10 protein-coding genes are annotated in these 15,637 nt (G+C 66.3%); 5 read left to right on the forward strand and 5 right to left on the reverse strand.

Features of this window, described 5'->3' with window-relative positions; translation table 11 throughout:
- Positions 1-99 precede the first annotated feature (99 nt).
- From betI to AC10QF_RS06365, 5 genes are all read left to right on the forward strand, one after another.
- Positions 100-690: a transcriptional regulator BetI gene (betI, locus tag AC10QF_RS06345; RefSeq protein WP_069138626.1), complete on the forward strand. Its 591-nt coding sequence runs from the start codon at positions 100-102 to the stop codon at positions 688-690.
- 38 nt (positions 691-728) lie between these two features.
- A complete protein-coding gene (gene betB, locus AC10QF_RS06350) occupies positions 729-2,201 on the forward strand; it encodes a betaine-aldehyde dehydrogenase (RefSeq protein WP_494541938.1) in 1,473 nt (490 codons plus the stop codon).
- Positions 2,202-2,302: 101 nt separating this feature from the next.
- Positions 2,303-3,985: a choline dehydrogenase gene (gene betA, locus AC10QF_RS06355; RefSeq protein WP_061479282.1), complete on the forward strand. Its 1,683-nt coding sequence runs from the start codon at positions 2,303-2,305 to the stop codon at positions 3,983-3,985.
- Positions 3,986-4,208: 223 nt separating this feature from the next.
- Positions 4,209-5,885 carry a long-chain fatty acid--CoA ligase gene (locus AC10QF_RS06360; protein WP_069138628.1) on the forward strand — a complete coding sequence of 559 codons (1,677 nt, stop codon included), beginning with the start codon at positions 4,209-4,211 and terminating at the stop codon, positions 5,883-5,885.
- A gap of 161 nt (positions 5,886-6,046) precedes the next feature.
- On the forward strand, positions 6,047-6,919 hold the full coding sequence (locus AC10QF_RS06365) for a crotonase/enoyl-CoA hydratase family protein (RefSeq protein WP_494541939.1): 873 nt from the start codon (positions 6,047-6,049) through the stop codon (positions 6,917-6,919).
- Positions 6,920-6,989: 70 nt separating this feature from the next.
- On the opposite strand, the gene AC10QF_RS06370 is transcribed toward AC10QF_RS06365, so the two are convergent.
- The 5 genes from AC10QF_RS06370 to AC10QF_RS06390 all read right to left on the reverse strand — a co-directional run bounded on the left by AC10QF_RS06370 (position 6,990) and on the right by AC10QF_RS06390 (position 15,258).
- The gene (locus AC10QF_RS06370) at positions 6,990-9,164 is read right to left on the reverse strand and encodes a response regulator (protein ID WP_164230388.1); all 2,175 of its coding nucleotides are present in this window, start codon (positions 9,162-9,164) and stop codon (positions 6,990-6,992) included.
- Complete coding sequence (rpfG, locus tag AC10QF_RS06375; RefSeq protein ID WP_049435901.1) at positions 9,161-10,306, reverse strand: cyclic di-GMP phosphodiesterase response regulator RpfG; 1,146 nt, start codon at positions 10,304-10,306, stop codon at positions 9,161-9,163. The genes AC10QF_RS06370 and rpfG overlap by 4 nt, the downstream gene beginning before the upstream one ends.
- A 204-nt stretch (positions 10,307-10,510) precedes the next feature.
- On the reverse strand, positions 10,511-12,022 hold the full coding sequence (gene lysS / locus AC10QF_RS06380; protein WP_494541940.1) for a lysine--tRNA ligase: 1,512 nt from the start codon (positions 12,020-12,022) through the stop codon (positions 10,511-10,513).
- A gap of 146 nt (positions 12,023-12,168) precedes the next feature.
- Positions 12,169-13,809 carry an acetolactate synthase large subunit gene (locus AC10QF_RS06385; RefSeq protein WP_494541941.1) on the reverse strand — a complete coding sequence of 547 codons (1,641 nt, stop codon included), beginning with the start codon at positions 13,807-13,809 and terminating at the stop codon, positions 12,169-12,171.
- 63 nt (positions 13,810-13,872) lie between these two features.
- Positions 13,873-15,258, reverse strand: coding sequence for an NAD-dependent succinate-semialdehyde dehydrogenase (locus AC10QF_RS06390; RefSeq protein ID WP_005416385.1), 1,386 nt, complete (start codon positions 15,256-15,258; stop codon positions 13,873-13,875).
- Positions 15,259-15,637 lie beyond the last annotated feature (379 nt).

The following is a 15,637-nucleotide window of genomic DNA, read 5'->3' on the forward strand; positions in this document are numbered from 1 at the left end:
GCGCGAGCGCATCCTAGGGTTTATTGATTGAACGTTCAATCAATAAAAAGCATAATGGCGGGTAGCCCGATCCTTCGGGTCGCAAACCGTGGAGAGACAATGCCGAAGAAAGGCGTGGAACCGGTACGGCGCGAACAGCTGATCCGGGCCACTTTCCAGACCATCGACGAGATCGGCATGGCCGATGCCACTGTCGCCACCATCGCGAAGAAGGCGGGCTTGTCCAGCGGCATCGTCGCCCACTACTTCGGCGACAAGGACGGCCTGCTCAATGCTGCAATGCGGCAGATCCTGCGCGAACTGAAGGACGCCGTCGCCCGCTACCGCGCAGACGCCGGCGACGATCCGCGCGAGCAGCTGCGCGCCATCGTCGATGGCAACTTCGACGACAGCCAGATCAACGGCACCGCGATGCGCGTCTGGCTCACCTTCTGGGCCGCCAGCATGCACCAGCCGGAACTGGCCCGGCTGCAGCGCGCCAACGACCAGCGCCTGTTCTCCAACCTGTGCCACCAGTTCAACCGCCTGCTGCCCCACCCGCAGGCCCGCCTGGCTGCCCGCGGCCTGGCCGCGATGATCGATGGCCTGTGGCTGCGCGGCAGCCTGGTCGGCGGCCAGTTCAACGCCGAGAAGTCCCGGCGCATCGCTTACGGCTACATCGACTTCCAGTTGCAGGCTGCCGCGCTATAAGCGCTTCAGCACCCGCCCCCTTCCAAGGAGTACGCCCCATGACCACCCTGCCCGTCCAACAGCTCTACATCCACGGCCAGCGCGTCGATGCCACCAGCGGCAAGACCTTCAAGACCGTCAACCCGGCCACCGGCGAGGTGATCGCCGAGGTGCAGGTCGCCAGCCAGGCCGACGTCGAACGTGCCGTGCGGAGTGCAGCCGAAGGCCAGAAGGTGTGGGCCGCGATGACCGCCATGGAGCGCTCGCGCATCCTGCGCCGCGCCGTCGAGCTCCTGCGCGAGCGCAACGACGAACTGGCCCACCTGGAAACCCTGGACACCGGCAAGGCGCTGGCCGAGACCACCACCGTGGACATCGTCACCGGTGCCGACGTGGTCGAGTACTACGCGGGACTGGCCACCGCCATCGAAGGCATCCAGTTGCCGCTGCGCGAATCGAGCTTCTTCTACACCCGTCGCGAGCCGCTGGGCGTGGTCGCCGGCATCGGCGCATGGAACTACCCGATCCAGATCGCCATGTGGAAGTCGGCGCCGGCGCTGGCTGCCGGTAACGCGATGGTGTTCAAGCCGTCGGAAGTGACGCCGCTGACCGCGATCCGGCTGGCCGAAATCTACACCGAAGCCGGCGTGCCGGCCGGCGTGTTCAACGTCGTGCAGGGCCCGGGCCGCGAGATCGGCCAGTGGCTGACCGAGCACCCGGTGATCGAGAAGATCTCCTTCACCGGTGGCGTCGCCACCGGCAAGAAGGTCATGGCCAGCGCGGCGTCCTCGTCGCTGAAGGAAGTGACCATGGAGCTGGGCGGCAAGTCACCGCTGGTGATCTGCGATGACGCCGATCTGGACCGCGCCGCCGACATTGCGGTGATGGCCAACTTCTTCAGCTCCGGCCAGGTCTGCACCAACGGCACCCGCGTGTTCGTGCCGCGCAGCATGCTGGCTGCCTTCGAGGCCGCCGTGGTCGAGCGCGTCAAGCGCATCCGCATCGGCGACCCGATGGACGCCGAGACCAACTTCGGCCCGCTGACCAGCTTCCCGCACATGGAAAACGTGCTGCGCTACATCGAAAGCGGCAAGGCCGAAGGCGCCCGCCTGCTGACCGGCGGTGGCCGTGCCACCGAAGGCGCACTGGCCAAGGGCGCCTACGTGCTGCCGACCGTGTTCTCCGACTGCCGCGACGACATGACGATTGTCCGGGAAGAGATCTTCGGGCCGGTGATGAGCATCCTCGCCTATGACGACGAAGACGAAGTGGTGCGTCGTGCCAACGACACCACCTTCGGCCTCGCTGCCGGCGTGGTCAGCAAGGACATCAGCCGCGCCCACCGCATCATCCATCGCCTGGAAGCCGGCATCTGCTGGATCAACACCTGGGGTGAATCGCCGGCCGAAATGCCGGTCGGTGGCTACAAGGAATCCGGCGTCGGCCGCGAGAACGGTATCTCCACCCTCGGCCACTACACCCGCATCAAGTCGGTGCAGGTCGAGCTGGGCGACTACGCCAGCGTGTTCTGACCGGCGCGCGCCGAGCACGCCCCATCGTCCGGCCACCGCGCCGATCCGACATTCCGCCGGGACGCCTGCATGCAGCGCGCCCCGGCCTGCAGGAGACACCCATGAGCACCCATAACGAGTACGACTACATCATCATCGGCGCCGGTTCAGCCGGCAACGTGCTGGCCACCCGCCTCACCGAAGATGCCGATGTCAGCGTGCTGCTGCTGGAAGCCGGTGGCCCGGACTACCGGCTCGACTTCCGTACCCAGATGCCGGCTGCACTGGCCTTCCCGCTGCAGGGCAAGCGCTACAACTGGGCGTACAAGACCGATCCGGAGCCCTTCATGAACAACCGCCGCATGGACTGCGGCCGCGGCAAGGGCCTGGGCGGCTCGTCGCTGATCAACGGCATGTGCTACATCCGTGGCAACGCGATGGACTACGACAACTGGGCCAGCATGCCGGGCCTGGAAGACTGGACCTACCTCGACTGCCTGCCCTACTTCCGCAAGGCCGAAACCCGCGACATCGGCCCCAACGACTACCACGGTGGCGACGGCCCGCTGCGCGTGACCACGCCCAAGGCCGGCAACAACGAACTGTTCGCTGCGATGGTCGAGGCCGGGGTGCAGGCCGGCTACCCGCGCACCGACGACCTCAACGGCTACCAGCAGGAAGGCTTCGGCCCGATGGACCGCACGGTGACCCCGAAGGGCCGTCGCTCCAGCACCGCCCGCGGCTACCTGGACCTGGCCAAGCCACGCCCGAACCTGACCATCGTCACCCACGCGCTGACCGACCGCATCCTGTTCTCGGGCAAGCGCGCGGTGGGCGTGCAGTGGCTGCACCACGACCAGCCGCAGCGTGCCACCGCCCGCCGCGAGGTGCTGCTGTGCGGCGGCGCCATCGCCTCGCCGCAGATCCTGCAGCGCTCGGGCGTCGGCCCGGCCGACCTGCTGCGCAGCCTCGACATCGACCTGGTGCACCACCTGCCGGGCGTCGGCGCCAACCTGCAGGATCACCTTGAGATGTACCTGCAGTACGAATGCAAGAAGCCGGTGTCGCTGGCGCCGGCGCTGAAGCTGTACAACCAGCCGGCGATCGGTGCCGAGTGGCTGTTCCTGGGCACCGGCATCGGCGCCAGCAACCAGTTCGAGGCCGGTGGTTTCATCCGCAGCGACGCCGAGTTCGACTGGCCGAACCTGCAGTACCACTTCCTGCCGGTGGCGATCAACTACAACGGCTCCAACCCGATCAAGGCGCACAGCTTCCAGATGCACGTCGGCTCGATGCGCTCGCCCAGCCGCGGCCGCATCCATGTGCGTTCGAAGGATCCGCGCGAACATCCGAGCATCCTGTTCAACTACATGTCGCACGAGCAGGACTGGCGTGAGTTCCGCGCGGCGATCCGCATCACCCGCGAGATCTTCGCGCAGCCGGCGCTGGCACCGTACAGCGGCCGCGAGATCTCGCCGGGCAGCGCGCTGCAGACCGACGCGCAGATCGACGCATTCGTGCGCGAGCATGCCGAGACCGCCTACCACCCGTCGTGCTCGAACAAGATGGGCCATGCCGATGACCCGATGGCGGTGGTCGACGGCCAGGGCCGCGTGCACGGGCTGGAAGGCCTGCGCATCGTCGATGCCTCGATCATGCCGCAGGTGGTGACCGGCAACCTCAACGCGCCGACCATCATGATGGCCGAGAAGCTGGCCGACGTGATCCGCGGCCGCACCCCGCTGGCCCGCAGCACTGCGCCGTACTACAAGGCCAACGGCGCACCGGTACGCAAGCAGGGCTGACGCAAGCGGCCCGCCTGTGGGGCGCGGTAGTGCCGGCCGCTGGCCGGCATCCGCTGGATCGCCTATCGAGCGCAGATGCCGGCCAGCGGCCGGCACCACCCAGCAAAGAGGCCCTTCGGGGCCTCTTCGCGTTTTCCCTACGGCGGGGTATGCTGCAATGACCGGCCGTTGTCGATACGCTCAGGGCCGGAACCTAATACATCACGATTCCTGGAGGGGGAATATGAGTCTGGATCGTCCCTGGCTGCAGAGCTATCCGAAAGGCGTTCCCGCCGAGATCGACGTCAACGAGTTCCATTCGGTAGCTTCGGTCTTCGACGCTTCCGTCGCGAAATTCCGCGACCGTCCCGCCTACTCCAGCTTCGGCAAGGTCCTCACCTATGGCGAGACCGACGCGCTGGTCAATCAGTTCGCGGCCTACCTGCTGGGAGAGCTCAAGCTCAAGAAGGGTGACCGCGTCGCCCTGATGATGCCCAACTGCCTGCAGTACCCGGTGGCCACCTTCGGCGTGCTGCGCGCCGGCCTGACCGTGGTCAATGTCAATCCGTTGTACACCGCGCGCGAGCTCAAGCACCAGCTGATCGATGCCGGCGTGACCGCACTGGTGGTGGTCGACAACTTCGGCGACACCGTCGAGCAGGTCATCGCCGATACGCCGGTCAAGCACGTGGTCACCACCGGCCTGGGCGACCTGCTTGGCGCCAAGGGCGTGATCGTCAACTTCGTGCTGAAGTACATCAAGAAGATGGTGCCCAACTACCATCTCAAGGGCGCGGTGCGCTTCCGCCAGGCGCTCAAGATCGGCAGCCGCCACAGCCTGCCCAAGGTCGAGATCGACCACGACGACATTGCGTTCCTGCAGTACACCGGCGGCACCACCGGCGTGGCCAAGGGCGCGATGCTGACCAACCGCAACCTGATCGCCAACATGCAGCAGGCCTCGGCCTGGATCAGTGCGTCGGGCATCGAGATGGGCAAGGAGTGGATCATCACCGCCCTGCCGCTGTACCACATCTTCGCACTGACCGCGAACGGGCTGGTCTTCATGAAGTTCGGTGGCTGCAACCACCTGATCACCAATCCGCGTGACATGAAGGGCTTCGTCAAGGAGCTCAAGTCGGTGCGCTTCACCGCCATCACCGGCGTCAACACGCTGTTCAATGGCCTGCTCAACACCCCCGGCTTCGACACGGTCGACTTTTCCTCGCTGAAGGTCACCCTGGGCGGCGGCATGGCGGTGCAACGCGCCGTGGCCGAGCGCTGGAAGAAGGTCACCGGCGTGACCCTGGTCGAGGCGTATGGCCTGACCGAGACCTCGCCGGCGGCCTGCATCAACCCCCTCACCCTGACCGAATACAACGGCTCGATCGGCCTGCCGATCCCGTCCACCGATGCCTGCATCAAGGACGACAACAGCGCCATCCTGCCGCTGGGCGAGGTCGGCGAGCTCTGCATCAAGGGCCCGCAGGTGATGAAGGGCTACTGGCAGCGCCCGGAGGAAACCGCCAAGGCGATCGATGCCGACGGCTGGCTGCATACCGGCGACATGGCGAAGATGGACGAACACGGCTTCTTCTACATCGTCGACCGCAAGAAGGACATGATCCTGGTGTCCGGCTTCAACGTGTATCCGAATGAAGTCGAGGACGTGATCGCGATGATGCCGGGCGTGCTGGAAGTGGCCGCGGTCGGCGTGCCGGACGACAAGTCCGGCGAGGTGGTGAAGGTGGTCATCGTGAAGAAGGATCCGAACCTGACCGCCGAAATGGTCAAGGAGCATGCCCGGGCCAACCTGACCGGCTACAAGCACCCCAAAATCGTCGAATTCCGAAAGGAGCTGCCGAAGACCAATGTCGGCAAGATCCTCCGTCGCGAACTCCGCGATACGCCCGCCCAGTAAGGGTTTTCGGCAATTTGAACGGTACCGGGCCCGGGGCGGAAACGTCCCGGGCCCTTTCGCATGCGACGCCCCTGAGGCGGTGTAGCATCGCCGCGTGTGTGGACCGTTCGGCCCGCCGGCCACCCACCTGACACTGCGGGCCGCATGCCGAGGACCCTTCCATGAGTACCATCGAAAAGCTGCCCTCAAGCGGCTCGCCTTTTGCCACCATCCGTACCGAAGACAGTGCCGACGGCACTGCCCACTGGCTGTTCATGCATGCCGATGCCGCCACCGGCATCCGTCCCTGCTGCCGCAAGGACATGCTCGACGAGATGTGGAGCTACATGGCGGCCATCACCCGCAGCCCTGCCGAGCGCCACAGCGGCACCCTGCGGCATTTCGTGCTGGCCTCCGATGCCGTCGCCTACAACCTGGGCGGTGACCTGGACCTGTTCACCCGCCTGATCCGCGAAGGCAACCGCGACCTCCTGCTGAACTATGCCCAGCGCTGCGTGGAGGGCGTGCACCACCTGCACACCGGGTTCGGCGGCGACGTCCGTTCGATCGCGCTGATCCAGGGTGACGCCCTCGGCGGCGGCCTGGAAATGGCCCTGGCCTGCCACACCATCGTCGCCGAGGAAGGCAGCGGACTGGGCCTGCCGGAGGTGCTGTTCGGCCTGTTCCCGGGCATGGGTGCGTACTCCTTCCTGTGCAGGCGCGTGTCCCCCCACCTGGCCGAGAAGATCATCCTCGACGGCCGGGTCTACAGCGCCGAGGAGATGCATGCGATGGGCGTGGTCGACGTGCTGGTGAAGAAGGGCGAAGGCCGGGCGGCGGTGGAAGACCTGATCCGCCAGCAGCAGCGCACACCGCAGTCCTATCTGGCGATGAACGCCGCACGCGCCATCGCCCAGCCGGTCAGCTACGACGAACTGCTGGAGATCACCAAGGTATGGGTCGATTCCGCCCTGGCCCTCGGCGACCGTTCGCTGCGTACCATGGACCGCCTGATCAAGGCCCAGACCCGTCGCGCCAGCCTCGACGCGGCCTGATTCATCCCTCCCCCAGGATGGGTTCAAGCCCGGTTGGCCACCGGGCTTTTTTTATGCACCCTGCCGTGGTTCAACGCGCCTCGCCATCGTCGGCAGCGCCGCGCAGCCGGCGTTCGGCCCGTGCCTCCAGCGCGCGCCGGCCTTCCTTGATCGCCTCCTGCAGGATGCCCAGGCGCTGGCGCCATTCGGTCTTCAGCTGCCAGTCGGCCATCCGCATCAGCTCGCCGGCACGGTTGGACGCGCGCATCAGGCCGAGGTTGCTGGCCACGCCCTTGATCGCGTGGGATTGTTCGCGGAACACATCCCACTGCGTGGCCTCACCGGCCTGCTCGGCCTTGCCCATGCAGCCCGCCACGTCCTCCAGGCATTGGCGGATGAACTCACGTTCGAAGCCCTCGCCCATCCCCAGCGAGGCCAGCTCGTCCAGCACGCTGCTGTCGAGCACCCCATCCTGCAGGGCCATCGGTCGCACCACCGGTGCGGCCATGGTCTTCAGCTGGGCGTTGCTGGCGATCTCGGCCAGGGTATCGAGCAGGCGCACCGCCACCACGGGCTTGGCCAGGAAAGCATGCGCCCCAGCCTGGGTGCAGCGCTGGATCGCCTCGGGCGTGACATCGGCACTGAGCACCAGCACCGGCGTGCGCGGACCGCCGCCGGCCTGCATCACCCGCAACTCCTTCAGCATGTCCAGCCCACTCATGCCCGGCATGTGCAGGTCGACGATGACCGCATCGAATTCACTGTCGGCCAGCGCATCCAGCACTGCCTCACCGCCGTCCACGCACAGCACGCGATGCCCGGCCTTCTGCAGCAGGCGCTGCAGGACCATGCGGTTGGCCTCGTGGTCGTCGGCCACCAGGATCTGCATGCTGCGCACGCGGGCGCGATGGCGCAGGAACGGGTCGGCAAATGCGATCACGTTGCCACCCGGCCCCGCGTCGTCGTCGCCGGTCAGGCTCGGTACCGCACCCGGCACCTGCGGCTGCGGCGGCGCGAACGGCAGCTCGACCCAGAAATGGCTGCCGCGCGGCGGGTTTTCCAGATAACCGATATCGCCGTCCATTGCTTCGACCAGGCCCTTGGCGATGGTCGTGCCCAGCCCGGTGCCCTCGTGGCGACGCGCCATGCTGACGTCAGCCTGCTCGAAGGCATCGAACAGCCGCGCACGCATGGCCGGGGCCACGCCGATGCCGGTGTCGAGGATGTCGAAGCGCAGCCGCACCGCGCCACTGGTATCGGCCTGCACCACGCTGACACGGATTTCGACCCGGCCGTGATCGGTGAACTTGACCGCGTTGCCGGCCAGGTTCAGCAGGATCTGCCGCAGGTGCCCGACGTCTCCGCGCACGCGGGGCGGCACACCATCGGCGACCTTCACCCGGTAATCCAGGCGCTTGGCCTTGGCCTGCGGCAACAGGATCAGCCCGATCGCCTGGATCACGTCGGCCACGGCGAAGTCTTCGGCCACCACGCGCAGCTTGCCGGCCTCGATGGCCGAGATGTCCAGCACTTCCTCCACCAGCGCCAGCAGGCTGCGCGACGACGCCTGGATGGTGTTGAGGCACTCGCGCTGCTCATCGTCCAGGCGCGTGGTCGCCAGCACTTCGGTCATGCCGTTGAGGCCGTTCAACGGCGTGCGGAACTCGTGGCTCATGTTGGCCAGGAAACGGCTCTTGGCTTCGCTGGCACGGCGCGCCTCGGCCATCGCTTCGGTCAGCTGCCGCAGCAGCGTCGAGAAGTACAGCGGCACCGCCGCCAGGCCGAGCCAGAGGCCGATAGCCAGACGGAAATTCTGTTGCCAGTAAGGCGTCAGCAGCACCGTGCAACCGAAGCTCACCATCGCCATCGCCACCGCCACGTACAGGTAGTGGTTGCCGAAGCGCATGCCGTTGCCGACCGTCACCCACATCACCACGATGTAGACCCAGGCCAGGGGCTCGCCCATCTGCACCATGCCGGCAGCGATCAGGCCATAGTCGGCGAGCATGCCCAGCACGCGGCGGGGATCGGAACGCGCCGGCCGCCACAGCAGCCAGCCGAACAACAGCAGCGACAGGCTCAGGCCGGTCAATACGATCGCCAGCACGCCCACGTACTGCGTGTGCGGCAGGTCGTGGCGCGGCGCCGGCAACAGCACGTAGGCCAGGATCAGGCTGATCAGGACAATACGGACGATCTGCTGGCCGTGTTCGCTGTCCTGGCGCTGGGACAGGCGCAGCCGCAGCTGCGACAACAGCCGTTTCACGCGCCCAGCCCCGGGCGCGCGGACGCCATCGAATGCTCGGCGCAGATCTGGTCCAGCTGTTCGCGGCCGCGCAGCAGCGCGTCCACGCATCGGGGATCGAACAGCCGGCCACGCTGGGCGTAGAGATAAGCCAGGGTGGCTTCCATGGTCCATGCTTCCTTGTACGGACGGGGCGAAATCAGGGCGTCGAAGACATCGGCGACAGCCACGATGCGCGCTTCCAGCGGAATCGCATCGCCGACCAGCCCATCAGGATAGCCGCTGCCGTCGTAGCGCTCATGATGACGCAGTGCGATCAACGCGCCAACCTGGATGAAACGATTCTGGCTGCCGCTCAGCAGTTCATGGCCAATCCGCGGGTGCCGGCGCATGATCGCCAGCTCCTCCTCGTTGAGCTTGCCCTGCTTGAGCAGCACCGCATCGGGAATGGCGATCTTGCCCATGTCATGCAGCGGCGCAGCCATTTCGATCAGGCGCACCTCCTCCTCGGGCAGCCCGAGCTGTTCGGCAATCAGGCCGGCCACACGTGCCATGCGCTCCAGGTAGGCGCTGGTGCCGGCATCACGGAATTCGATCGCGCGCGCCAGTCGTGACAGCGTTTCGCGCTCCCGCTCTTCGACCTCATGCATGCTGGCCAGCAGGCGCTGCTCCAGCGACAGCGCCCGTTGCTTCACGTTCTCGGTCTGCTGGCGCAGCTGCAGCAGGTTGTAGCAGCGAGCACGCAGTTCGCGCGGGCGGATCGGCTTGACCAGGAAGTCGATGACGCCGGCTTCCAGTGCCGCCTGCCGGATCGGCTCGTCACCGACCACGGTGATCAGGATCACCGGAATGTCGCGGTGCTTGGGCAGGCGACGGAAACGACGGGCGAACTCCAGCCCATCCATCTCCGGCATACGGTAATCGAGCAGCAACAGGTCGACCGGATGGGCTTCGCACCAGGCCAATGCGGTCAGCGGATCGCCGAAGTCATACACGCTCAGTTCCGGCGCGATGTCTTCGATGACGTGACGCAGCATCGTCCGGGCGGAAGTCTGGTCATCAACGATGACGATATTCAACGCGTACTCTGCCTGGTTTTTCGACCACGCTGGATCATCAGCAGGCGAGGATACTCTGCCGCTGCGAACGCTCGCACCCTGCATCGGCCTGACTCCCGTGTCATGCGTCCCGATTCATGATCGTCATCACAATGTGAAGCGGACTCCCCACACCGTGCCCTCCCCTGACGCCGATCAAGCCATAACAGGCGTCAAGGTAGTGCAATTACGATACGCCGAGTGCGGGACGCGTCAATCGCGCCGTCTCGTTTCGGGACGGCGCGCACAATCGGGAGTCAAAAACGCGACTTACTGCTCCGGACGCATGTACGGGAACAGCAGCACATCGCGGATCGAGCTGCTGCCGGTCAGCAGCATCACCAGACGATCGACGCCGATACCCAGGCCGCCGGTCGGGGCCATGCCGTACTCCAGCGCACGGATGTAGTCGGCGTCGTAGTGCATGGCCTCGTCGTCGCCACCTTCCTTCGCGGCCACCTGGGCCTGGAAGCGCTGGGCCTGGTCTTCCGGGTCGTTCAACTCGGAGAAGCCATTGGCCAGCTCCTTGCCGTTGACGAACAGCTCGAAGCGGTCGGTGTAGCCCGGATCATTGTCGTTGGCACGGGCCAGCGGCGAGACTTCCACCGGATGGTCGGTAATGAAGGTCGGCTGGATCAGGGTGTGCTCGACGGTGGCCTCGAAGATCTCAAGCAGCAGCTTGCCCCAGCCGTAGGACGGCTTGACGCGGATGTTCAAGCGCTCGCAATGGCGCAGCAGCGCGTCACGGTCGGTGCAGTCGGCAACCGAGATTTCCGGGTTGTGGTGGCGCACGGCTTCGTCCATGCGCCAGCGGCGGAACGCCGGGCCCAGGTCGATCTTCGCCCCGTCCCACTCGACCTCGGTGCTGCCGTTGACCGTCTTGGCCACGTCACGGATCACGCCTTCGGTCAGGTCCATGATCTCGTTGTACGTGGCATAGGCCTCGTACAGCTCCATCATGGTGAATTCCGGATTGTGGCGGGTGCTGACGCCTTCGTTGCGGAAGTTGCGGTTGATCTCGTACACGCGCTCCAGGCCGCCCACGGTCAGGCGCTTGAGGTACAGCTCCGGCGCCACGCGCAGGTACAGGTCCAGGTCCAGCGCGTTGTGGTGGGTGGTGAACGGCTTGGCCGCCGCGCCGCCGGGGATGTAATGCATCATCGGCGTCTCGACTTCCAGGAAGTCGCGGTTGTCCAGCCACGCACGCATGGCGCGGATGATCTTCGAGCGCTTGATGAAGACCGCGCGCGACTCCGGGGTGACGATCAGGTCGACGTAACGCTGGCGGTAACGCTGCTCGACGTCGGCCAGGCCATGCCACTTGTCCGGCAACGGACGCAGCGACTTGGTCAGCAGGCGGATCGACTCGGCCTTGACCGACAGCTCGCCGGTCTTGGTGCGGGTCAGGCCGCCTTCGACGGCGATGATGTCGCCCACGTCCCAGCCCTTGAACGCGGTGTAGGCATCGCCCAGCACGGCCCCCTGCAGGAACAGCTGGATGCGGCCGGACTCGTCCTGGATCTGCGCGAAGCTCGCCTTGCCCATGATGCGCTTGGCCATCAGGCGGCCGGCCATCTTCACCTGGCGGCCGTTGCCTTCCAGCGCCTCGGCGGTCCACTGTTCGGCATCGGCGAATTCGTCCTGCAGGCGGCCGGCGAAGTCCTCACGACGGAAATCGTTCGGGTACGCGATGCCCTGCCCACGCAGCGCTTTGAGTTTCTCACGGCGCTCGGCGATCAACTTGTTCTCGTCGACGGGGGGGGTATCGGTAGCTTCGCTCATGGATCTGCGGGAATCGTGTAGTGAGGGGGATCTTGCGCCCGGCGCGGCCGGCTCCACAGCATACCAAAACCGCCCTGCCCCGGCCTGGAGAGGGGTCAGATCCCTTTGCGCTGCAAAGGGATCTGACCCCATCAGCGGATCGGCGCCTACGCGTTCCCGGGGAACGCCTGCCGCAGCTCGTCCACCAGCACCCGCTGGTTCTCCGAGTAGTCGACCGGTACCGACACCAGGTGCACCCCGCCCTCGTTGAATGCCGCCTGCAGGGTCGGGATGAACTGCTCGATGGCGGTCACCTCATGCCCCTTGCAGCCATAGGCCTCGGCGTACTTCACGAAATCCGGGTTGCTGAAGGTCATGCCGTAGTCGGTGAAGCCATCCACCGCCTGCTTCCAGCGGATCATGCCGTAGGCGCCGTCGTTGAGGATCAGCACCACCAGGTTGAGCCCCAGCCGGCGCGCTGTCTCCAGCTCCTGGCTGTTCATCATGAAACCACCATCGCCACACACCGCCAGCACCCGCCGCTGTGGATACAGGATCGAGGCCATGATCGCCGATGGCAGGCCCGCGCCCATGGTCGCCAGCGCGTTGTCCAGCAGCAATGTGTTGGCGACCTGGGTACGGTAGTTGCGGGCGAACCAGATCTTGTACATGCCGTTGTCCAGCGCCACGATGCCGTCCGGCGGCATCACCTGGCGCACGTCGTGCACCAGCCGCTGCGGGGTGAAACGGGCCTCCTCGGCACGGTCGGCCAGATGCTCGAGGATGGTCGCGCGCAGCGGCAGCAGCGCGGCGGCATTCGGCACCGCGCCTTCGATGCGGTCGGCCAGTTGGGTGAGCGAACGGCCGATGTCGCCGATCACCTCCACCTGCGGGAAGTACACCTGTTCCACCGCCGCCTGCGAGTAGCCGATATGGATCACGGTCGGGCCACCCGGGCGCATCACGAACGGCGGCTTTTCAGTCACCTCGTGGCCGATGGTCACGATCACGTCAGCCTGGTCGATCGCCATGTGCACGTAGTCACGCTCGGTCAGCGCGGCGGTGCCCATGTACAGGCCCGAACCTCCGGCCACCGCGCCCTTGCCCATCTGCGTGGTGAAGAACGGGATGCCGGCGCGCAACACAAAGGCCGACAGCGCTTCACTGGACTGCGGCCGCGACGCCGCCGAAGCGATCATCAACAACGGCCGCTTGGCATTGCGGATGATCTCAGCCGCCCGATCCAGCGCCTCCGGGCTGGCAATGGGACGGTCCACCGCATGCGGCGGAATCAGCGCCACGCCCTCGACCTCATCGGCCGCGATGTCTTCGGGCAGCTCCAGCAGCACCGGGCCCGGGCGCTCCTCCTGAGCGACACGGAACGCCTCGCGGACGATGGTCGGGATCGTGCGCGCCGAGACGATCTGCCGCGCCTGCTTGGTCAGCGGCTTCATCGTGCCGACGATGTCGACAATCTGGAAGCGCGCCTGCTTGCTGGCGACGATGCCCTTCTGGCCGGTGATCATGATCACCGGCCACGCACCCAGCAGCGCATAGGCGGCGCCGGTGGTGAAATTCAGCGCGCCGGGGCCGAGCGTGGCCAGGCACACGCCGGGCTTGCCGGTCAGGCGGCCATAGGTTGCAGCCATGAACACCGCTGCCTGTTCGTGGCGGGTGATGACCAGCTCGATGCTGGAATGACGAAGCGACTCGACCACGTCGAGGTTCTCTTCGCCGGGAATACCGAAAATGCGCTCGACGCCTTCGTTCTCAAGCGCGGCGACGAGCAGGTCTGAACCCTTGGACATTGGAATGCCGTCCTTTTCGCTGGACTGGTGGTGGATCGTTGCAGGAAGGATGAGAGCCGCGCGTCAACGCTTGTCGAACCACACCGTCTGCGCGTTGACGAATTCGCGGATGCCGAAGTGCGAGAGCTCACGACCGAAGCCACTCTTTTTCACGCCGCCGATCGGCACGCGCGGGTCTGAAGCGGAGAAGCCGTTGACGAACACGCCGCCGGTCTGCAGCCGGCGCGCCAGCTGCATGGCCCGTGCGCGGTCGCCGGTCCACAGGTTGCCGCTCAGGCCGAATTCGCTCTGGTTGGCCAGTTCCACCGCATGGTCGGCGTCGCGGGCGCGACTGATCGAGGCCACCGGCCCGAAGGTCTCGGTATCGAAGGCCTGCATGCCAGGCTCTACGTCGGCCAGCACGGTGGGTGCATAGAAGGCTCCAGGGCGATCCAGCGGGTGGCCGCCAACCAGCAGCCGCGCACCGGCCTCCACCGAAGCCCGTACCTGCGCATCGAGCTGCTCCAGCAGGTCCTGGCGCGCCATCGGGCCGATGCGGTTGGCCGGGTCGCGGCCATCGCCGATGGTCAGTGCCTGCACCTTCTGGCAGAACTGCGCCACGAAACGATCGTAGACCGCGTCTTCGACGATGATGCGCTTTCCGGCGATGCAGACCTGCCCGGTGTTCTGGAAGCGCGAGGCCACCGCCGCATCAACGGCGGCGTCCAGATCGGCGTCGGCCAGCACGATGAATGGATCCGAGCCACCCAGCTCCAGCACCACCTTCTTCAGCGCCTGCCCGGCCTGGGCGGCGATGCTGCGGCCTGCGGCCACGCTGCCGGTCAGGGTCACTGCGGCGATGCGATCATCGGCGATCGCGCGGCTGGTGCCCTCGCGGCTGATGTTGGCGGCGATGAAGGTGCCTTCCGGCAGCCCGGCATCGCGCCAGGCCGCGTCGAGCAGCTGCGCGGTACCGACGATGTTCTCGGCCGGCTTCAGCAGGAAGCCGTTGCCGCCCATCAGGATCGGCACTGCCGCACGCATCACCTGCCAGTACGGGAAGTTCCACGGCATGATGCCCAGCACCACGCCCAGCGGCAGGTAGGACACGTAAGCCTTGTCGTCGGGCACCTGGGTCGGTTCGTCGCGCAGGAACTGCGCGCCGTGGTCGGCGTACCAGTCGCACAGCACGGCACACTTCTCGATTTCGGCCAGCGATTCGGCCTGCACCTTGCCCATTTCGGCAGTGGCCAGCGCGGCCAGCTTTTCACGGTCACGCCGCAGTACGGCGGCCATCGCACGCAGTACGTCTGCGCGCTGTTCGAGGCTCTTGACGCTCCAGGCCGCAAAGCCGACCTGGCCGCGATCGAGGATGGCTTCCAGTTCGGCGTCGGTAGCGAAGGGGTGGCTGGCGATCTGCTGGCCGGTGGCCGGATCGCGGGAAATGGCGGTGGTGGGGGCAGCGGACATGCAGGGCTCCTGTTGTCTCGGCAACGGGCAGCGGCCCGTCTTCTGCACAGGAATGTGGACCCGATTGGCGGAGGCAACAAGGCGTCTGCTTATCCTGTGACCTGCACTTACCTGTCTGAATGGGTGGGTTGTCCTGGCAGGGCTGCGCCCTGCACCCGCAGAGGCCAGGGCAACGTCAAGGTCAAAGGCCTGCATTCCGTGGGATGGCGGGGTGGGTCCGGTTGCGGGGGACGGCGTGAATCCCCCTCCGGGGTCCGGCCCAGCCGCCGGCGGCTGGGCGTTCGGGCGCTTGCGAAGCAGTGCTTCGCAAGCAAAGCGCCCTCACCCATGTAGCCTTGGTCGCGCCATCCATGGCGCTTACGCCTCCACAGTCGGACCC

Source organism: Stenotrophomonas maltophilia complex sp. Om-AH-Sm3 (assembly GCF_059337855.1).